The organism is Enterococcus sp. DIV1368d (genome assembly GCF_050542975.1).
Classification (GTDB): domain Bacteria; phylum Bacillota; class Bacilli; order Lactobacillales; family Enterococcaceae; genus Enterococcus_D; species Enterococcus_D casseliflavus.
In genome coordinates, this window is record NZ_CP172939.1 from 2,718,383 (window position 1) to 2,740,313 (window position 21,931).

Here is a 21,931-nt window from a genome sequence, read left to right on the forward strand (position 1 = left end):
AGTCCCCGTTCGGGGCTTTTTTCTTTGTCGTGGCGTAGGCAGCAACTGGATCTTACTTTTTTAATAAAAAAACCATTCTTTCTCCCCTTAGGAATCCGCTTTCTATTATAATGGAAGAAAGAAAGGTGTGAAGTCTATGAAAATCGGTATCCCAAAAGAAATCAAGAACAATGAAAATCGTGTGGCATTGCCGCCCTCGGGAGTCTATGAGTTAGTCCAAGACGGACACGAAGTCTTCGTTGAACAAGGCGCTGGTGCAGGATCAACCTTTTCTGATCAAGCGTATCAGGAAGTCGGCGCTACGATTGCTACCGCTGAAGAGGTTTGGGCCTCTGAATTGGTTATGAAAGTCAAAGAACCTTTACCAGAAGAATACCCCTTTTTGCATGAGGGACTGGTTTTATTCACCTATTTCCACGTAGCCGCCAATCAACAGCTTGCTCAAGCATTGATCGACAGCAAAGTGATCGCTGTTGCTTATGAAAACGTCCAGCTGGCGAACGGCACCCTGCCTCTGCTATCGCCTATGAGTGAGATCGCTGGAAGAATGTCTGTTCAAATCGGCGCACAATTTCTCGAAAAAATATATGGCGGAAAAGGGATCCTACTTTCAGGTGTTCCCGGCGTCCGTCAAGGTCGGGTAACGATCATTGGTGGTGGCGTTGCCGGTGAGAATGCCGCGAGAGTCGCCGTAGGTCTAGGCGCACAAGTGACGATTTTAGACGTTTCGATCCCACGCTTACAAGAGCTGGATCGACAATTTTCTGGTCAAGTTCAAACCTTGTATTCCAATCGCTTGAATATCGAACGAACGATCCAATCCGCAGACTTGGTGGTAGGAGCGGTCTTATTGCCAGGACAAAAAGCCCCGTGCTTAGTGACCCGCGAAATGGTGAAACAGATGCCTGAAAAATCCGTGATCGTCGATATTGCCATTGACCAAGGCGGAATTTTTGAGACCGAAGACAAAGTCACCACCCACGACGAGCCAACCTATATCCGGGAAGAAGTTATTCACTATGCAGTGGCGAATATGCCAGGTGCTGTGCCGCAAACGGCAACCATCGCATTGAGCATTGCCACCTTACCGTATGCCCAGCAGCTAGCGAACGATCCTTTAGCAGCGTTGCGAGATAATCAGGCACTTGCCAAAGGGGTCATCGCCTATGAGGGCGCATTTACTTCAAAAGAAGCCGCTCACGATCTGTCATTGCCTTTTACCGATCTATCGGAATTGATTTGAGCCACTCTCCCACAATAAAAACAGCAGCCGCACAAGTAATTCGCGGCTGCTGTTTTGCTTTCTATGAGAATTTCCTTTTTTGGGTAGCATGGGCTTTGGAAGTATGCTATATTCATACTTAAAAAAAATTCGACCTAGACAGGAGGAACACTGTGCTTACTCAACAACAAATCCAAGCATTTCCTAAAGTAGAACTTCACTGCCACCTCGACGGTTCCATTCGTCCAGAAACATTGATAGCCATCGCCAATCAGCAAGAACTACCGATCGAGCAAGACATAGAAGCTGTGAAAGCACAGATGCAAGCCCCCAAGGATTGCCATGACCTGAGGGATTACCTTAGCTGTTTTGATTTCGTTCGGCCGTATCTGCAAACACAAGAAGCGTTAGCTGCCGCCGCCTATGACGTGATGGAACAAGCTGCTCAAGATGGGGTCGCTTATATTGAGATCCGCTTTGCTCCCAGCTTATCGATGGACAAAGGACTTACTTGCAGCCAGACCATCCAAGCCGTGATCGAAGGCATCGCACGAGCAGAAGAACGCTACCCAATCAAAGGCAATGTTTTGGTCATTGGGATGCGTCAAGAAGACCTACCAGCTATTACGGCGATTTTTGATGAAGCGATCGCTCTTACCGATGAAAAAGTAGTCGGCATTGATCTGGCAGGTCCAGAAGAAGATGGGTACGTCCCTGATTTAGCTGCCAGCTATCAAGTGTTCCTCAAGAACCAAAGTGTCCAGCTGACCTTACATGCAGGCGAATGTGGCTGTGTGCAAAACATTTATCAAGCCATCGAAAGCGGTGCGCAGCGGATTGGCCACGGCATCGCCTTAAAAGGAGATCCTACTGCTCAAGCATTTGTTCGAGAACAAAATCGCTGTATCGAAGGCTGTCCTACCAGCAATGTTCATACGCGTGCGATTCCCACATACTCGGCATACCCATTAAGAGAATGGCTGGAGGCCAAGATCCCTTTTTGTTTGAACACCGATAACCGAACGGTCTCAAACACGACATTGACCAATGAATACCTACAAATGGCTCATCATTGCGACATGACCGAATCAGAGATGCGCTTCTTAAACGAAACTGCCGCTCAGCATTCCTTTGCTGAAGCTGCCGACAAAGCGGTACTCTTGAAAAAAATTCAAGAATGGCAATTCTAATAAACATGGACGCTAGTGATCCCCACTGGCGTCCATGTTTTCTTTCCTTCACGCAAAGAAGAGCCGATCGATCCGTGTTAACCCCAAAGCATCGATTTCTAAAAGAGCTCTTTCGTAAATTTCTGTATTCGTTAAAGCCGCACTCTCGTGGGCATCGATCCCAATAATACAAGAGCAGCCGACTTCCTTGGCGATCTTCCAAAATTCAGGATGCGGATAGCCACCGTTCGTATAGCCTGCCAAATTATACTCCAACGGCAGCTGATACTCTTTGGCTTTTTCACATAAGCGGTAGGCAACTTCTTCACAATGAGAATCGAAGGTTTTATAGCCCCGCATGAACACATCTGGGTGTGCCATATAAGCAAAAATTTCTGATTCAATTCCCTGTAAAGAAACACGGAGATAATCTTTGATCGCTTTTACCGAATCCCCGGGTGTATGGTCGTAATAGTGATTGCTTTCGATTTCAGGAAAGTGATTGCCAAAAATCAAATAGTCGATCGACAGCCTTTCTTTCTCTGCAACTAGCCAAGGGATCATTGTTTCAAAATATTCACACTCTAATCCTAATTTCACATCGATTTGTCCTTGGTATTTTTCCCTTAAGCTTTTCACCGATGAAACGTAATCTTCCAATTGCGCAACATCCATCCGCATGGGGGAGACATACCCATCCTCAAAGGGCCAGGGACAATGATCAGCGAAGCCAATTTCCTTAAAGCCAGCTTGGATGGCTTTGATCACATAGTCTTCATCAGAATCCCGTGCATGTTTGCATCGAGTTGTGTGGGTATGATAGTTTGCTTTCCACATGGTTATTCACTCCTTCTTATTACATTTAGGTTAATTTGTTTTTGTGATCGCATTTTAGGTACACTCTTCTTGAGGCGCTATCCTTCAAGCCGTTCGCTATTTTACAGAATCCTTTGTAAGCGGAACCATTTTTTCGAAAAATAGTACTAGCTATCAACACCTATCACTTAGCAACTTCCTCATTCTGGATTTATTCCAGTCCATTTCATTATAGAATTGCGGCTATCCCAAGACAATCAAAAGAAAACTGCAATCGGTTGCTTCTTTTTCCATCACTTCCATTGAGTCGTTTCTCTTGGGACAAATGAATTTTTCAAGAGGACGTGTCTTGGTGCGGTTTTGTCTCCTTGTACCTCTTGAAAAAGTAGCTGGGTCGTCCAATCCACCATCTCCTCTAAAGGTCGTGCGATGGACGAAAGCAAAGGGCTAGTACAAAGACAAACATTGGTGTTTTCATAACCAATAACCTGAATCGCTTCACCAATCTTTTTATCCAGTGAATGAAGGGAACGTAAAGCGCAGGCTGCAAAAAAATCGCTTGCCGCAAAAATGCCATCGATAGAAGGCCATTGACGAAAAAGTTGATCAAAGGATGTTTGCGTGACATTTACAAAATCGAGTATGACCTCGTGAACATGGATCTCTGGGTATTGGTCCATCACTTGATAAAAACCAGCTGATTTTTCTTGAACGGAATGTAATGTCTTTGGTCCATTAATGAAGAGGATCTCGCGACAACAATTTTGGCTTAAGATCTGTGCTGCCAACTGTCCACCTGAGGTATTATCCGCAGAAACGGAGGATACTTCATCGCTAAGGACTCTACCCACACTCACTAGAGGTAATTTGAGAACCTTTTGCAACAACGGACCTTGCGTACAAAGGTTGGTACATAAAATTACCCCATCAATATTATTTGCGAGAAACAAGTTCAAAAAATAGGTTTCTCTTTCAGGATTCCCTTGTGTGGTACCAATCATCAAACTATAGCCTTTCTCAATCAGTTGCGACTCGATTCGGGTAATAAATTGATTATAAAAATCATTTTTCAAATCATAGATCAGCAAGCCTATCATCTTTGAGGAATTGTAATAAAAGGACCGTGCTAATTCATTTGGTACATAATCAAGTGCTTGAATTGCTTCTAGCACAATCTGCTTTGTTTCTTCATTGACATATTTTCTGTTATTGATCACTCGTGAGACGGTGGTCACAGATACATTGGCAAGTTTTGCCACGTCTTGCATGTTTGCCATTGGTTCCTCCTTTCGCTCTTTTACATGTCTCGTAAATATTAAATCCTTTTCCATTTGATCCATTATCCGAATGCAACAATCTAAAATACTTCTTTTTATTCTATAATAACAAATTTTACATCATATTTTTTATTTTTATGAAAATAAAAAAGTTGTTTAGATGAAATCTCATCATAAACAACTTTTCTATGCTAGATAAAATTTGCATTCAATGCCAGCGTTTTTTAAGAAAACAAGAAAACTACTCCCGTGTTCTCTTACACAATCATCTACACAAACCCCCAGCTAATTTTTTAAATCTAAGCCTTCAATCAACGCCACCGCACGATCGATCCCAGCGTCTTTTGTTTCTTCTAGCACCACGTAACAGTATGGCTTGTGTTTGATCAGAAGCTGTAAAATTTCTGAATACCGTATTTGTCCTTCGCCTAATGGGACAGGGATCACCTCTTCTCCCGAGAGTTCAAAATCCTTTAGGTGCAAGCAGACGATTTTCTCTCCGAAAAGAGTAAATGCTTCTTCTTCCAATGCGACTTGATCAGCAGCCGTTTTTGCGGTGATCAAATTCGTTGGATCGTAAATGATCCCTAAATAATCAGAAGGAACACGTTCAATCAGCTCGGCGATGCGCTGATTCGAATACAGCGGATGATTCAGTCCGGCTTCGATCCCTACCATGATTTGATATTTTTCTCCCACTCGAACGAGTCGCTGGATCACATGGATCAAGTCTTCAAAAACCTCATCTGAAAAATTCTCTTCACTATATCCCAGTGCGGCAATGACTGAGCCTGTTTCTGAAGCCACCATGCTGGCACCAAAATAACGGGCATGGAATAAATAGCGCTCAAATTTCTGTAAGATTTTTTCTCGTTCCTCTGGTTCGGGATGAATCAAGTTACTATAACAACTTAACAAAGCGATTTGAACGCCTTGTTCTTGGAATTCATTCTTGAAGAAGGTCCCCATACCTGGACTCATCTTTTCAGGAGCACTTAGATCTGGAAAAGACGCATTCAAGGCAAACTGAACGTTTTTTATTTTCTTTGCACCTACCGCTTGTGCTAACTGCTTTGGTGTATATTCTCCTGAGAGGTCATGCCCTCGGATGGCTAAATGAATCATCTGACTCCTCGCTTTCTACTATTTTTTCCCATTCAATAATCAAATTTTCATAAGGTTCTAGCCTATGGTTACCCCGCGCCAGCGCTTCACCTGATAAGCGTTCGAAACCGGGGAGATGTAAGGTAAAGTCAGCTGTCGTCATCCCTAAGTTACTGATCCAGAGTTGGACATGGGTCGCTGACTCTCGGCGATACTTCATCACACCTTCCGAACATTTGATCAACTGGCGCTCTGATTCATAAGGGAAAAGTTCTTTGCGACAAAACGACTGCCATATCAAACTGTCTGGTAAATTGCTAGGTAGCGCACCTAAATAGATGATCTCTCCTTGAGCCAGTTGTTTCTTAGCTAGTAGCGTTTGGTCATTCCCTCGTCCGATCGTTTCCCAATCTTCTGGGCAGTGAAAAACTGTGACCAAATGATCCAAAGGTTCTTTTAGGCCGTCATAGGTTAGCTGATAAGTCAGTCCTTTCACCGTAAACTGCTGGATTTGGTCAAACCCGAGCCATTCTCCTAAACGATCTAAGCCATTCGTCGCTGGCCACGCCAGCTCTTTTGTCCGATCCCCCGTCATCGGGCCTAAAATCAGCTTGCCTCCTGCTTCAGTAAAGGCGGCAAATTTTTTCAACAAGGTAGGACTGATCCAACGAACAAATGGGGCAAGAACAACATCATACTCTTCTAACGGACTATTTTCTTGAATGATTTCTACACGAATTCCTTGCCGAATCAGACTGCCGTAAAATTCGGTAAACAGGCTGCGATAATCATAAACACCCCCATGATCGATCGTGTAAAAACGTTTCGAGTAATCCGAGTAGATAATGGCTATTTTTGCCGATACATACTTCGTTTCCGCTAAAAGTGGTGCGATCTGTTGTCTTAGTTCGCCAATCCGAACTACCTCTTCATACCCACGATCTGGCTCTCCCCAAGCAGTTAACACGGCACTATGGGGTTGCTCCACACCATAGCGATGTCCACGAAAATGCCAAAAGCAGAAGGATTTCAAATTACCAGCATAGCCAATGAACGCTTCACTTGTGACAAACCCATGAGGACGAGGTGCCGCATAATTTTCAATATGACCTGCATTGGCAGTACAAGTTTCTAACAATAACATTTCCTTGTTGCGCGGTTTGACATTCCGCCAACGATCCAAGTTCATCGTATACGCTGGATAGTTGTCTGCCGGTGCATACGTATCAAAACCAGCAATATCTAAATCAGCAAATAGCTCATCATTTTGCAAGTTAAACCCAAAAGCGGAGTTATGGGTAATGGGTAACGCGGTCTCCATTCGGATAAAATGACAAAGATCATGCGCAAACTCATTCAACGTATCGGTGGTAAAACGGCGAAAGGCATTCATCAAGGAAGAATTATGCAAAAATGGGGTCGTTAGCGGCAAGACGACATCCTCAAATGCGTCATACCACTCACTCCACACCTTCGTTCCCCAACACTCATTGAGGTTAGTCACGGATTGATAGCTGTCTTTTAAATACGTATGCCAACGCGTTTGGCACGTCGTACAGTAACATAGATCGACATGACATTTAAACTCATTGTCCAATTGCAACATAACGACATTTTCATGTTTTTCGGCAATCTCAGCGATTTTTCTCGTCAAACGATAGGCATAACGGCGAAAGTCCTCGTTGTTTGTACAGACATGCTGTCTTGAGCCGTGATGCATCTTCGTTCCATCTTGGTTAGTGACCAATGCTTCTGAGTACTGTTTTGTAAACCAGCGGGGTGGGGTCGGCGTTGGAATACATAAGCAAACATCGATGCCATTTGCTTGGTACTGTTCTAGCGCACGTTCCAACAACGAAAAATCATATTCTCCAGGTTGAGGCTCCAAGTCGCGCCACATGAATTCCCCAATTCTAGCAAAATTCATGCCCAACGTTTTCATCGTGTGACTATCACTTTGCATGATTTCTTCCGACCAGACTTCTGGATACATGCAGGCGCCGTAATAAATATCAGGAAACAGTGGTTGCTCATGGAAAAACGCCTGTAGACGAATCGCTACATAGCGAGCGATCATATGCGCCCCGAGCTTTGAAAAGTGGGTATCATCTGCGAGACCTGCAGGATAATTGGGGTGCTCATTCGGTGCTAACCAAACAAAGAGTGCCTTGGAAGCTTCTAGTCCTAATGTGTCATAATAATGATAGGTATAGCGATTTAAATCAAACAAAACTACTTCTTCCGTTCGACTAAGTTCTCTTAAGACAGGTAAAAATGCTGACAACGTATGCGCCAATCGTCCCTCTTCTCCTACCCGCCGTTCAACAGGTGTACACAGGATCGGGATTCCTGCTTTTTCTTTGATTTGACGGATCATGTCTGTCAAATGAGCAATGTACGCCTCCATCGTGACATGATTTTTCTCTTTTTGGTCATTATGTCCAAATTGCAGTAGGACGACTGTATTCGGTTCGACTTCTTGCAGGAGTTGCTCAAACAACCCTTCTTCGATAAACGAACGAGTCGTACTGCCGTTTTTTGCAAAATTGTGTACGTTTACTTCTGGGGATAGATAGCTTGGTAAGGCTTGTCCCCAGCCCATCATTGGCTGTTGATCAAGGGGATAATCCGCCATGGTTGAATCTCCGCCTAGAACGATTTTCATTTCTTTTCTTCCTCCATCTATTTACTATCCGATTTCCAACAGCTTTGACAAGTCTGCTGGTTTTCTTGCTGAACTTAAGCTGTATTAGAAATCGCTTTCTTTTCTATTATACAAAACATTGGCTGACGAAAACATAGAAAAATCAGAGCAAAAGCTGCGAAAATACGAGCTTTTCCGCAGCAACCAACAGTGATCAGCTCTGACCTTTTCGATATTGTCCTGGGGTCATTCCCGTGCACTTTTTAAATAAACGATTGAAGTAACTGGGATTATACCCAAGGTTTTCTGCGATTTCATTGATTTGGTGATCGGTTTCGAGCAGCTGCCGTTTTGCTTCTACGATGCGAACGTTGGTTAAATAATCAATAAAGTTGACCTGCTTGGCACGCTTGAACTCCTTACTCAAAAAGATTGGGTCTACTTCGAAACGATCCGCAACATATTCTAACGAAATTTGTTCATTGCGAAAATCAGATTGGATGTACTCCGCTACTTTTTGGATCATTTCACTATAAGAATTAGCGACATTTTCTTGCCAGAGGATGGAGACGGGCTTTAAGAAATGATGGTACAAAAAGGCTTGGATCTGATTGATGTCTAAAAGTCGTTCGATTCGCTCTAACACAACCGTTTTCGATACATAATCCGTTCGTGAGACACCATTTTCATTTAAAAGGTAATCGACTTGATCATACAGTCGATTGACCACATAGATCACCGCAGCCTGTTGATTGTTTTCTGCCACGACCTGTTCCAAAAACCGCTGGACACTTCGTTGCAATTCTTCATGATAGCCACTTTTCAGCGCTGTTAAAATCAAGTTTTCTTGCGAAAGAGAATACTTCGGCAGCGGACGCATTTTCTCTCCTTGAAGCACTTGATTTTCGGGAATCAACCGTTGCAGATGGATTTGCTTTTTGAGACGTTGGGCAACTTCAGGCAACTTGCGAATCTCAGTTTCTTGTTGCGAACTAACGATGGTGACATAACGACAGACGATCAAATTGATTTGCTTGGTGACCATCGTGAAGTAATCTGTCAGTTGCTGCTCTTGATTGACCACAAAAACCAAAATCCGCCCTTCATTTGACGAAACGATGGTTGATTCTGGGAAAAACATGGCTGTGACATCCGTTATAATGTTTTCTAGCGCAAACAAAATGTGGGTTTCATCTTGTGAATTTGCTTGATTGCTTAATAGATCATTGAGTTGGAAATAAAACAGGCGATACCCTTGGTCACTTAAGCGCCAGTTTTTTTGCTGCAGTAATTGTTGCGATTCTTCCTCTGACAAATAGCCATAATACCCTTCCATCAAATGTTGGATCACTTGCCGCTTCAGCGAATCTTGAAAGCGTTCCGCCTGATTTTGTAGCAATCCTTTTTCCCGACTTAATTGTTGCCAACGGTCCACCAAAAACTCCAGATCGTTTTCTTTTTTCCATTGGGTATTACCAAAGAGCTGATCCATCGTTTTTTCAAAAGGTTGGTATTGTTTTTTTGCCAAAAAGAGACTCATGACTGCCACACAAGCAATAAAAAGAATACTTACGACGATCAGCACTCTAGCCAAATGAGTGACTGGCTCGGTAATCAATGCTAAGGGAACGACGGTATAAAATGTCCATATTTGGTTGAGTCGCGTACTGTTTACGGCGATCATGCTATAATCATTGCCATTGATCGATTCGACCCAGGTTCCTTGATGCTCCTCACTCAGCGGTTGGATAACATTCGCTAAGTTCTGATCGCCAATAAAACGAAAACTCTCATGATTAAAGGAAATCGCTGCGAGACCATTTTCAATTTGAGTATCATAAAAATACTTTAACAATGATTGCTCGTCGATCGTTGCAACTAAAAAAATTTTAGGCTGATCTTCACCTTGGCTATCAATGTTTTGTACAAAAATCAATTCATCCTCTTCTTCAATGATCTTCCACTGATACTGCCTACCATTATCGATCCGATAGCGTTCAAATGCTGTTTTGGTTTGCTCGAGCGTTAATTCATACGTGCCGCCACTTTCAATCCCAAAGGGCGCCTCTCCGAGCGAATAAATACCGATTCGATTGACATAATTGGAGCTATTGGTTAAGTAAAACAATTCTTCCGACAGCTGGATCAACGTCTGATAATTCGTCGTTTCCAATAAATCTTCTTGGTAGCGCCTTTGAAACGATTGCCCCCAAACGCTTAAAGTCACTTCCAGCTGCGAGAACTGTTGGTTGATGTTACTAACGATTCCTTCGACTTGGCGATTGTTTAGTTCTTGATACGATCGTTGTAATGGTCCGATCAAATAGGCATGCAAAAAGATTGCAACGGCTAATAGCGGCACGACGATCCATAGACTGGCTAGCTGCAGTTTTCGATGAAAACCGCCTGTTTTAAAGTACTTCATTCCCAAACACCCTTGTAATAGATTTTATGTAACAAATTGTCATGCGAAAAAACGCATGACAACCTATCCACAACTATTGAAGTGTATCATCCTTTGACGGATCCAATCAGCATTCCTTTGGCAAAATGTTTTTGCAAAAACGGATAGAAGATCAAAATTGGTAAAGTCGCCACAATGATGACTGCAAATTTGATTCCTTGTTCAGGCGGCACATAGTTGGGGTCCATACTTGCTAACGCATTGGCACCACTGGAGGCCATCGTGATCTGTCTTAACAATAACTGAATCGGCCATTTTGCTGAATCGTTGATATAGAGCAATCCACTCATGAAGTCGTTCCAGATACCAACGGCGTAAAAAAGGGTGAAGGTCGCGATCACTGGTTTTGATAAAGGCAAAATGATTTTCCATAAGATCCCTAGTTCCGTACAGCCATCCATCTTGGCGGATTCTTCCAATTCGATCGGCATTTCTTGGAAAAAGTTTTTGATGATCATTAAGTTGAACGGATTGATCGCGATTGGCAAAATCAATGCCCAATAAGAATTGATCAGTCCTAAATTTTTCACCACGATAAACGTTGGGATCATCCCACCTGAAAAGAGCATTGCAAAAATCACGAGATTCAACAAGGTGTTCCGTCCTTTTAGGTGCTTGCGTGATAAAGGATAGGCAAAGGTGAAGGTACAGAAAAGCTGCACCAGCGTGCCAACGATGGTAACGCCGACCGTTACAAGCAAACTACGGATAAAGGTGTTGGTTGAAAAAATAAAGCGATAGGAGTCGAGACTGATCTCATTTGGCCATAAGAAAAACGAACGTGTGGTCAATTCTAACTCCGTAGCAAATGAACCTGCGATCACATAAATAAAAGGAATCACCATGAATAACCCAATCAATGCCAAAAATAGCGCATTAAAAATGTCAAATATTTTCCCTGCCTTCGTATTGTGTAAAGTATCCATCTTTTTCCTCCTTAGTATAAGCCGCTTTCGCCAAAGCGTTTCGCTAATTTATTGGTACAAAGTACGAGGATGATCCCAACGATCGATTTAAATAATCCGACGGCTGTTGAGTAACTGTAAGCGCCATTGGTGATCCCCATCATATACACATACGTATCAAAAACATCTGCTACTGTTCGGTTCAACTGATTGGTCATCAAGAAAATCTGATCAAACCCAGTAGACAAAATCGACCCGATCCGCATGATCAGCATAATGATGATCGTCGAACGAATCGCAGGCAAAGTGATGTGCCACACACGACGAAAACGTCCTGCACCATCCATGATCGCGGCTTCGTATTGTTCCTGATCCACACCTGATAAGGCAGCTAAATAAATAATGGTCCCCCAACCGATCTCTTTCCAAATCGATTGCATTACGATCATGGGGCGGAACCATTGCGGGTCTGAGAGAAAGTCGATTTCAACGCCTGTCAACGAAGCGATAAATTGAGTGATCGCTCCATGATCGATGTTGAATAAGATATGCCAAAGACTAACGACGATCGTCCATGAAAGAAAATGTGGTACATAGACGAAGGTTTGAATGGTCCGCTGAAACAGCTTGTTGCGCAATTCATTCAGTAACAGTGCCAAAAAGATGGGTGCTGGAAACGAAAAGAAGATGTTTAAAAAGGCAATCATCAACGTGTTCCACAAGATCCGAAAGAAATCAGGATTATTGAAGAAATCCATAAAATTTTGTGTTCCGACCCATGGACTATCTGCGATTCCTAAAAAAGGCACATAATCTTTGAAAGCAATGATCAACCCATACATCGGTGCATAACGAAATACTGCAAAATAGATGATCCCGGGAATCGTCAAAATATAGAGCCATTTATTTTGTTTAAAATGGTTGAGAAAACTCCCCCATTGCTCTTTCGTTTTCGGCACTTTTTTTATTGTTGTTTCCATTCATTCTCCTCCTCTAACTCCGCTCCGATCAGTGCTAAACAACAAATCGTATTTAGACCCCACTGTGACAACACATTGGTCGATACCCACGGCATTTCTTTTATTTTTTTCCACGTTGTCGCTGCTTCAATGGTCGCTTCGATCGGCAATGGAACACCCGATTTGTCATTATCAAGCAATAACTGCCAAGCCCTTTGACTGATTGCTTGATCGTTACGCACTCGCCCAGCAAAGGCCATCATCGTCGACGCAAACATTGGCCAGGCAAAATGAGGTTCCGTCAGTCCCCCGTTTGATTCTTCTGCTTTTCTCTCAGGACTCAAGCTATAAAACCAGCCAAACTCCCCTAACATCTCTGTCCACTCGGGGTCTTCCAGCACTTGAGCAAGTTCTAACCAAACTTGCGGCGCCCCAAAGGAGATGACCATGTGATAGCCGCCAAAATTCCCAGTTCCCATATAAGATAAGGTTTTGTCTTGTGGATCAAATAACACTGTGGGACCAGACAATAGGCGCTGGGGCATGGCTTTGATGCAGGTGATGCCGGTGCGAATTTTTTCAAGGTAAACAGGATCATTCGTCCGTTCCCACTGGGTAAACCAGTTCGAGACTAGCGCAGCCCAATCTGGTCCGATGCGAATCGGTATCCGCTTCGTTTCTCGTTCATAAAACTCGCGCATCGGTGGTAACGCATCAAAAGCATAGGTTTCATTGTCTTTGACTTGTTCCATAATCTCCCCAATGCGTTCATCCGCTGTCAAATAGTAGTAGTAGCGATGGAGACCCGCCATTGAAATTCGAACTTCTTTTGCTTGGCAGCCCCAATGAACGACATTATGCCGTGACCCTAATCCTTTGTATTCACCAGCATGATACTGATCGACTTCTGAAGTATGTCTCGTCATGCTTTCAGCCAGATAGTAGACGCTTGGATCACCAGTCCGTAAGAAATCTAGCCAAAGCCACATGTTAGGGACCAATTCAGTGTTTTGCCAAGCGTACCCACCAAGATCGTAGCGCCATTGGTGTCGAAACTGATCATAGGTATGCATGACATCACCATAGTTCCAATAGCCATACCAACTTCTTTGTTGGACTTCTGCTAAATAGAATTGACGCATCTCAGCCAATTGTTGCTCCAGCAACTGTTTCGTTTTCGTTGATTCGTCTGGTAAACTGATCCTGCCAAAAACCTTCGTCTCTTGATAACGCTCTGGCAATGAAACGATCTGGGCAGGTTCTTGGTTTTCTTGAGCTAAGCCCAGCAACACTTCTTCTGACGGGGCTTCTTCATATAGATCCAACCAACAACGCGTCGTATTTGCTACACCAACTGCCGTCGAACGAACCTCTTCCATTCCTTCGTATCCGCTAAGCATATGATCCCGTTTGGAATAGTGCTGAAAATCCATTGGCTTGGCATTCGGTGACCACTGCCACATCGTGATTTGGGTTTCTTTTTGGGTGATGCCTGTCACCTCGATCGCAGATGGTGCTTTTTCCCAAAATTTCTCCATGCTGCAAGCAACGCCGCCGGTTTCTCCCCCAGCGTAAAAGGTACCTGAATAATGCTCGCCATCCCCAATGGGCAACCAACAGTACCCAGCTTCGGTCTGTTTTTCTAATTCAAATGACCGATGATTGATTTGATTGACCCGAAAATTATCCCAAATAGCATTTTCCACCGCATGAGACAGCATCGGCTCGTCCGCTGGGGTCAATGAAACGAGCTGTCCACTGGCTTGTTCTTGATAGGGAATGTTTTGTTGATAGTGTCGCCGTGAAAGTAACAATTGTGCCGCTTCATGATACACAGCATCTGCAATAAATTTGACTTGTCGATTCCAATTTTCACCTGTCAACGCATAATCAAATGCTATCCCCATGCCTTCATAAGCAAGTGGTTTGATGATAATGACCGTATGAATGATTTCCAATTTGCTGATTTCGCGAAAGATACGGAACCGCAAAATAAACTCTTGCACCACTTCTTGATTGATCTCAATGACGCCCGATACTTTGATAACGGCTTTCTCGGAACCATTTTCTTCCAACATCAAGTCCGTTACTTTGGACTGCACCTTTTTGTTTTGGTATTGCAGGATTGCGTGAAGATCTTGCAATTTTTTCTGCCCATTGACCGCTACCCAGTCCAATACATTTTTCCCTTCCCCATGTTTCGGGAAGAAGCCTTTGATCGTACCGTTGTCAAAATAAATACCGTTGTAAGCTTCCCTAGCAATCGCCTGTTTCTTCTGGACACGCTGTTTTCTTTGAAAAAGTAACTGCGTCGTTTCTGCCACCAGACCACTGTGTCCTGTCCATTTCACACTGCCATCTGGCCAGTAAGCCAGTACTTTCGTTTGCAACGGCTCCTCCCCCAGCAAAAACAGTTCCTCACTTAGAACCTCAGGTTGTAAAGCTCCTTTTTCCCAGGGATACCCAAAACTCAGCCCACGTTTTCCCTTAGGTTTATTTTTGAGCCATTTCAATGCCATGTTCGATTTCCTCCTCTTCCCTCTCTGCAGGTTGAACTGCATCGTTTTGTTGCTTTAGCTTTTGTTCATTTTCATCAAATAATTTCAAGTAAATCCCCATTGTGCCAATGATCCACATCCCAATACTTAAAAATGGCAGGAGACCGGGGAGAAAAAAGCTGATCGTACTACAAATCCCAAACCAAAGGACGCCTAAAAAGGTGCCAATAGGTTGAAAAAAAAGAAAGCGTAGCGAAGCGCCTAGGTACTTCTTCGATGGGAGCACATAATATTCGTACATGCTAAGCAATGTATTGATCACAGCGATCGCGACGCATTGGCTAACGATCAATAGGATCAAGCCTGTTTGAGTCAATGCCGCTAAAAATCCTTGCTGGATCACCACCATGGGGCACAAATAAAAGAGAATGATCGGCAAGCCCAAGCGATTCGATCGCCAAAAGTTCCTGCGGTAATACCCAAAGAACGTTTGAAAAAAAGGCGGCGATTCCTGTTTAAGGGTTTTCTTTGCTACGTGGAATCCGGCTTGTACGCTAGGCGCCAGTCCAAAGATGATCCCACCTACTAGTGCACCTATAATAACGGTTACATTTATCAGCAAACAATAAAAGACAAAATCTGCTGCTTGATATGCTTTCTGCCAATTCATCACCGTTCCTCCTCTAAGGAATATACCTTCAAGTCTTTATAGCGGGCCTTCATTGGCGCCATTTGCCGAAATCCGATCGCTCCTTTAGTTAATACGGGACCAAACTGTTCCTCATCAAGGTACCTTAACACCAATAAGTCGTTGATCCAAAAGGAAATCGTTGCACCTACCTTATCGATTCTTAGGTGATAAAACCCTCGGGCATCTGCTACATTCGGAAGTGGGTCTGCGCCTTGAGCGACCAGATGAAACCCATGGCTTTTGCGCAAATTACACGTTTCAAACGCCCGTTCCTCCTCATACTTTCTTCGAAAATAAGAAAGGTGGTAAGCATCGATCCCTCCAGAATGATACTCGGGATATGCCCCGGTTCGTTTGGGTACTCCAGAATCGAAGATCGAGCCACCCTTGCGATTGGCTGCTGCAAAAAAGAGCATACATAAGCCTGGTTCAGCCAGTGGTTGAAACTGCCAGGTGATTCGTAGGTCCGCTGGAAATTGTTGAGGCAGCCATAAAACAAAATGTGGTTGTTTGTTTGATTCTTCAGAATACGTATTCGCCAGAATCATCCCGTCTTGGAAAGTAATTTTGGGCTGTCCTTCAGCAATAAAGTGTTGAATATCTGCTGCTTGATTCAGCGGATTTTCATAGATCAATTTCGCTACCATTTCTTCTTCTCCTTTTATGCGTATATGAGCTACTTTTCTCTTTTCATAGTAAACTTGACCTACATTTCTAACAATTGACTTTTTTTGAATTCCTTGATATCAAGCGTTAGATCAGGGTTTCCACTTGTTTTTTTCCATTTTTTCTTTTCTGATTTCTTACTACCTGTCTCGTCTCACCTGAATAGTACTCCATTTTATTAGCTGAATAATTAGCTGAAAAAAATCATTGAAAAAGAAAAAGGTTGAGAGCAAGATCCACTCAACCTTCTTCGACTGTCGTTATTGTGCTTGATGAAGGGTATTCGTTTCTTCCATCAGCTGCGTGCCTCCTTGATTCTTCCAAAGTTCGATCGCAGCTTCCCAACCCGCTTCATCGATTTGTCCCGCAATAAATTGAACCCGCGCATCACTAATGATCTGATCAAGCTGTGCCCCTTTTGTTACATACGTATCTGTATTATAGGAGGCTGCTGGGTTAAAGACAGCGTGCTCTAAATCAGCTTCCATCAATGACAATCGTTTTTCATAGCTTTCAGTAGCCGCTTCTGTATCAGGCTTAGCAATATAGTACAGGGTATCTTCCGTTACATTCATCCCAATTTGTGAGTACCCTTTGACCGCATTGGCTAACGCTTCAGCTTCTGATCCTTCTAGTGCGACGGACATTCCATCCACTACTTCAAAATTGATTCCTTCGATTCCGTTGTTCAGCAATACCTGTGCTTCTTTATCATTTAATTTATCAAGGAACGTCAACACCTCTTTTAGATGTTCCTCTGTCTGGACACTCGACTTAGGAATCGCCAAGAAACCAGAATAGCCATCTGTCGGTAACGCATTCATCGTACCGCTATTATCTTTTAAATTCCCTGTAAAGACGACGAGGTCTTCTTCTCCAGCTTGTAATAATTTATTACTGATTTGTGCTGCTCGTGAATACGTATCAATAATGATCCCACCACGTCCATTGATAAACGGCTCATCCCATTTATCTGCTGCCATGGTTGCAAAATCACGATTGACATAATCTTGTTCCACCATATCTTTAACAAATTGCATTGATTCTAGGTATTCTGGTTGCATAAAGGATGGCTCTAAAGCGCCGTCTATTTCTTTCCAAGCATTTCCTGCCCCAAACCAAGTAGCTAACACATCGTAAGGACTATTTGAATTGATCGAGCCAGGCCATTGGGGAATAATCAAACCAAACGTATCATTTTCACCATTCCCATCGGGATCGTTCTCAGTAAATGCTTTGGCAACCTCATAGAGATCATCGATCGTTTCGGGTACATCCAAGTTTAAGTTTTCTAACCAATCTTTTCGGATGATCACCGCCGTCCGCATCGCATCACGTTTTCGATAAATTCCGTACACTTTGCCATTCACAGAAGAATTACGCAAAACATCCTCGTTAGATTGAGAGAGATTAGGATAATCAGCTAAATAGTCGGTCAAATCCCAAAAAGCGCCATTTTCTGCTGACTTGATAAATCCTCCTGATTTTCCTTGAATGACCATCACTTCTGGAATATCATCTGAAGCTAACGTAATATTCATTTTATCCTCGTAGGATGTATTGGGTGCCCAGGTAATATCAATGTTTTTGCCAGTGTAAGCTTCTAATTGCTTCAAAATCTCGTTGTCACTTGCAGGTGGTTCAGTTTCAATGTACGGCGATAAAATCGAAATCGTATCATAATCTGTTGTGGAACCTGCTTCCTCCTTCCCACATGCCGACAAAAAGGCGACTGATAGTAACCCCAAACCAAGAATCGTACTTAATTTTTTCACTACTTTTCCTCCTTAGATTTTGTTGTTGAGCCCGATTAAATAAACCGCTTTCAATACCAAAAGCATAACGAAAAGCAGGATTTCCAGCAATTGACATTTTTTGTTAATCGTTGATATATGGCTAGATAGGGAGTTTTGCTCTACATTTGCAGGTATCGTAAATTATAGGAAAAAGAATAAATAGTTCTTCGTGTTCTTAGTTCGCTCAATCAATCTTATTATCGCAGTTTTTCTGATTCCTATCATTCTTAAATTCTAGTTATAGAAAGCATAGCCTAAATACTGAAGTTCTTATTCGTTAGAGCTTTGGGAACATCTTATCATGAAAAAAAGACCAACTCATTGGTCTTCTTTGATAATTCATCAGTTTTTTAGTACTAAGCGGATCACCACTTATTCATATTTGACAGAAAGAGTACTACCGCTCATACACATCATTTTGATCCAAGGTTGGCGCTAACGCAGTGACGATCGTTTCCACCATCTTTAAGTTCTCAACTCCTGCAATCTTGCCGAACTCGTCGGCATGGATGGAAAGATTTTTTAATGTTAGATTGCGGATCGGTTCTGCTGGGCTGGCCTCGATGAAAAAAGCACGCACGCTTTGTTGTCCTGTTTTGGTAGCTTGCACGTTTTCAATAGTAATGTCGCAGACCTTTGCTGGACCTACTGGAATAGCTGGTTGTACCATCAATTTGTGCCAATAGTCGGGAATCTCTTCCTCATAATCAGCTGGCAGTTCTGGATAACTATAATCTGGGTACCAATTTGTTTGTAAGAGAAAAAGAAAGCCAACATCCTTCATCGTTAAATCCGAAGCAGTGACCTTGCGTATAAATCCACCTCGATTGTTGGCGGATTTGATCCGAAACCCTGCGCCAGTTTGCTCAAAGACAACTTTTTGGATTTTGATCTCTTCGATCCCACCCGAAGTTTCACTACCAATGGCAATTCCTGAACCATACCCTAACTGACAGTCTTTGATCGTGATTTTCCGACAGCTTCTTTGCTGGGCTAAGGCTTCTGCCCCACGTCCCGCCTTGATCGAGATATTGTCATCGTTGCAGGAAATGTAGGCATTTTGAATCGTGACTTCTTCACAGGAATCAATATCGATGCCATCAGTACTAGGCCCTTTTCCATTGTCTATCGTGATGCCGTCGATCAATATGTGGTGAGAATACGTGATTTGGGTATTCCAAAAACCCGACTGTACCGACGAAATATCTTTGATGGTTACTTGCTGACTTTCATAAACAAGGATATTTCGTGGGCGCTTGCAATCATAATCTGCTGCCCAGCGTAAGCCTTTCTTTGCGTAATCCGCCATCATCCCGCTGGCTTCATCTGTTCCCCAAAACGTTTGCCACCATGTTTCTCCACGACCATCAAGTTTTCCTTTTCCAGAGATCATGACATTTTCTGCGTGAAAAACATTGATCATCGCTGCAGGCCACTTCATATTGATCCCTGCGACCCGATTATCTACTTCGGGATAATCGGCCAGTTCTTGACTACCATACAGAATCGTATCCTCTGAGACAATCAAGTGCACATTGCTTTTTAAAAACAATGCGCCGATTTGATAGGCGCCGGGTGGTGTAATCACTGTTCCCTGCACAGTTGATGCTTGGTCAATTTCTCGTTGCAATAATTGCGTGATGTCTTCCATTCTTGCTTGCCTCCTACGTTTTTGTTTTAAGCTGTTGATAGGTTTGTCGATACCCATGATTGTAAAAATTGCGCATCGCCAACCTTTTTTCATCTATCATTTCGTTGGATAGAACTGAGTGCTTTTTACTGGCGCTGTCCATCAAGTAAAGCGTTCCTCTTGGCACATCTCGTTGTCTTTTCCCATGTGCTTTCTGGCGTCCTTTTTTCCTACATTCTTTACTATAGTCCCCTTAGCGGGAAAAGAAAGTCCTTTTTGATTTCTGGGGATCGTCTTTTTTTGCATCGTCCTTTCTTGTTAGAAAAATGCGCCTTTTTGTCTACAAAAGCAAAAAGGCGCAACCTGTCAAGGGAGGAAATAAGGTGCTTAACTAACTGTTTCTCATTGGGAAAACCAACGCAGATCATTTCCAAAAGCTTGTTCTACGTGAGTTTCTTTTGCCCCACCATGGATAGTTCGACTGTTTCTTGGCAACTTATTGCGTCACTTATAGCCGCTCGATCAATGATCGCTGCCTCTTTAAAGCTGATCTCCTGACACTGTTCAAAAATCATTTTCTTTTGCCCTTTAGCTGATTCAAAGGCAACGGACTCAAAAGCAACGCGTTGGATCGGTGAAACCTGCTGTGCTTGTTCATCGACAAACCCTTTTAGCTCGACCAAAGGGTTCTGCCCTACGATACAGGTATTCTTGACCAAAATATCCGAAATGATCGGTAACTGTTGGGCTGCCTGACCATCGGCATTGTAAGCAACAGGATGAGCCATGAAACGATCCAACAGGCAATCGATGATCGTCACTTGACGAATATAGCCACCACGATCATTCTGCGCTTTCAATTCTAGCCCATAAAGCGTATTGGTCAGTTGACAATCTCGAAAAGTGATATTTTCGACACCACCAGATTGCTCACTACCAATCGCGATGCCATGTCCCCCTCGAATAGCCAAATCAAACAGCCGAATATTTTTCGCTGGTCTATTGATGTGATTTCCTTCTGGATTTTTACCAGATTTGATTGCGATACAATCATCACCCGTATCAAAAACGGTGTCAAAAATCAGAAGATTTTGCGAAGAATCTGGATCCCATCCATCGCCATTGTCGATGCCTTTGGACTGAATAGTCACCCCATGGGTCACAACGGTGTCACAGTAAATCATATGGACAGTCCAGCATGGTGGATCAATCAACGTCAGCTCTGTCAAATGGATGTTTTTGGCCTGCATCATACAGATCAAACGTCCCCTTACTCGTCTTCCAGGTTTTCCATCAGAAACATATTCTGGATACTGTTCACGGTCTGCATAAGAGTTTCGCATCGCCAGTCCTAATGGATTCCCGCCACCAATGATCGTTCCTTTGCCACAAAGACGGACATTTTCACAAACGATACGCCCTCGATCGCCCCGATCGATATACCCAATGTTGATCAATGAACGGAAGCAAAACAATTCCCAGCCTTCATAACGGCTTAATGGCAAGCCCTCTTGATTCACGCTTCCTAAATACTCGTGAGGGGCAACCCGATATGTTTCTATGTCGAGGCTTGCTTGCAATGTGCCATCTACCTGAAAAATCATATTGCTTTTTAGCTCCAAAGCACCAGAAAGGATCACCGCCCCTGCTGGGATCCAGACAGTGCCATTGCTAGGGCAATCGTTGATCGCTTGCTGGAGAATGGCGGTACTATCTTCTTTGCCTGCGCTATCAGCATGGTAGGGTGCTTGCGTAACATCTAACAAAACACTTTTTTTCTTTGTACGAAAGGTCGTCGTGACTGCGGTATTTGTAAGCAGGCACCCCTGATGATCGAGGCAGATAATCGTTACTTGATACGTTTGATCGGCAGATAAGTTTGTCAACGTCCAATGCGTCTTGTTTGTTGGTCTGGTTTGGATCAAATCGTTGTCTAAAAACAATTGATAACCAAAAATAGCTTGGGCGTGCAGCGGCTTCTCCCATATAAGGGTCGCTTGATGAGCGCCGATCGTGCTTGGTACGACATGAAAATCAATTACTTGAAATGGTTCCATCAGTTTGTCCTTTCTTCAACGAATTCATTCTAT

At 43.3% G+C, this 21,931-nt stretch carries 15 protein-coding genes; 2 read left to right on the top strand and 13 right to left on the bottom strand.

The window, feature by feature from the left end; translation table 11 throughout:
- The first annotated feature begins 136 nt into the window (after window positions 1–136).
- Together ald and add are read left to right on the top strand one after the other, a co-directional pair.
- Window positions 137–1,243, top strand: a complete 1,107-nt coding sequence (gene ald, locus IGJ44_RS12805; protein ID WP_167826939.1) for an alanine dehydrogenase — start codon at window positions 137–139, stop codon at window positions 1,241–1,243.
- Window positions 1,244–1,395: 152 nt separating this feature from the next.
- Entirely contained in the window at window positions 1,396–2,412 is a 1,017-nt protein-coding gene (gene add, locus IGJ44_RS12810) for an adenosine deaminase (RefSeq protein WP_074535501.1), read from the top strand.
- Between the two features lie 48 nt (window positions 2,413–2,460).
- On the opposite strand, the gene IGJ44_RS12815 is transcribed toward add, so the two are convergent.
- The 13 genes from IGJ44_RS12815 to IGJ44_RS12875 all read right to left on the bottom strand — a co-directional run bounded on the left by IGJ44_RS12815 (window position 2,461) and on the right by IGJ44_RS12875 (window position 21,898).
- The gene (locus IGJ44_RS12815; RefSeq protein WP_074535500.1) at window positions 2,461–3,228 is read right to left on the bottom strand and encodes a histidinol-phosphatase; all 768 of its coding nucleotides are present in this window, start codon (window positions 3,226–3,228) and stop codon (window positions 2,461–2,463) included.
- A 272-nt stretch (window positions 3,229–3,500) separates the two neighbouring features.
- Window positions 3,501–4,484, bottom strand: a complete 984-nt coding sequence (locus tag IGJ44_RS12820; RefSeq protein ID WP_074535499.1) for a LacI family DNA-binding transcriptional regulator — start codon at window positions 4,482–4,484, stop codon at window positions 3,501–3,503.
- A 285-nt stretch (window positions 4,485–4,769) separates the two neighbouring features.
- Entirely contained in the window at window positions 4,770–5,609 is an 840-nt protein-coding gene (locus IGJ44_RS12825; protein WP_074535498.1) for a sugar phosphate isomerase/epimerase family protein, read from the bottom strand.
- Window positions 5,581–8,253 carry a beta-galactosidase gene (locus IGJ44_RS12830; RefSeq protein ID WP_074535497.1) on the bottom strand — a complete coding sequence of 891 codons (2,673 nt, stop codon included), beginning with the start codon at window positions 8,251–8,253 and terminating at the stop codon, window positions 5,581–5,583. Before IGJ44_RS12830 ends, IGJ44_RS12825 begins: the two co-directional genes overlap by 29 nt.
- Window positions 8,254–8,446: 193 nt before the next feature.
- The gene (locus IGJ44_RS12835) at window positions 8,447–10,657 is read right to left on the bottom strand and encodes a helix-turn-helix transcriptional regulator (protein ID WP_010749860.1); all 2,211 of its coding nucleotides are present in this window, start codon (window positions 10,655–10,657) and stop codon (window positions 8,447–8,449) included.
- Between the two features lie 86 nt (window positions 10,658–10,743).
- On the bottom strand, window positions 10,744–11,622 hold the full coding sequence (locus IGJ44_RS12840; protein ID WP_005234200.1) for a carbohydrate ABC transporter permease: 879 nt from the start codon (window positions 11,620–11,622) through the stop codon (window positions 10,744–10,746).
- 11 nt (window positions 11,623–11,633) lie between these two features.
- The gene (locus IGJ44_RS12845; RefSeq protein ID WP_005234199.1) at window positions 11,634–12,581 is read right to left on the bottom strand and encodes an ABC transporter permease; all 948 of its coding nucleotides are present in this window, start codon (window positions 12,579–12,581) and stop codon (window positions 11,634–11,636) included.
- Window positions 12,566–15,079 (bottom strand): hypothetical protein, encoded by a 2,514-nt coding sequence (locus tag IGJ44_RS12850; protein ID WP_074535496.1) that lies wholly within the window; start codon window positions 15,077–15,079, stop codon window positions 12,566–12,568. Before IGJ44_RS12850 ends, IGJ44_RS12845 begins: the two co-directional genes overlap by 16 nt.
- Window positions 15,054–15,728, bottom strand: a complete 675-nt coding sequence (locus IGJ44_RS12855) for a YesL family protein (protein WP_074535495.1) — start codon at window positions 15,726–15,728, stop codon at window positions 15,054–15,056. The genes IGJ44_RS12850 and IGJ44_RS12855 overlap by 26 nt, the downstream gene beginning before the upstream one ends.
- The gene (locus IGJ44_RS12860; RefSeq protein ID WP_074535494.1) at window positions 15,728–16,396 is read right to left on the bottom strand and encodes a DUF1961 family protein; all 669 of its coding nucleotides are present in this window, start codon (window positions 16,394–16,396) and stop codon (window positions 15,728–15,730) included. Before IGJ44_RS12860 ends, IGJ44_RS12855 begins: the two co-directional genes overlap by 1 nt.
- 279 nt (window positions 16,397–16,675) lie before the next feature.
- A complete protein-coding gene (locus tag IGJ44_RS12865; RefSeq protein WP_167826937.1) occupies window positions 16,676–18,190 on the bottom strand; it encodes an extracellular solute-binding protein in 1,515 nt (504 codons plus the stop codon).
- A gap of 418 nt (window positions 18,191–18,608) precedes the next feature.
- Complete coding sequence (locus tag IGJ44_RS12870; protein ID WP_167826936.1) at window positions 18,609–19,862, bottom strand: glycoside hydrolase family 28 protein; 1,254 nt, start codon at window positions 19,860–19,862, stop codon at window positions 18,609–18,611.
- Window positions 19,863–20,284: 422 nt separating this feature from the next.
- Window positions 20,285–21,898, bottom strand: coding sequence for a glycosyl hydrolase family 28 protein (locus IGJ44_RS12875; protein ID WP_167826935.1), 1,614 nt, complete (start codon window positions 21,896–21,898; stop codon window positions 20,285–20,287).
- Window positions 21,899–21,931: the final 33 nt, after the last annotated feature.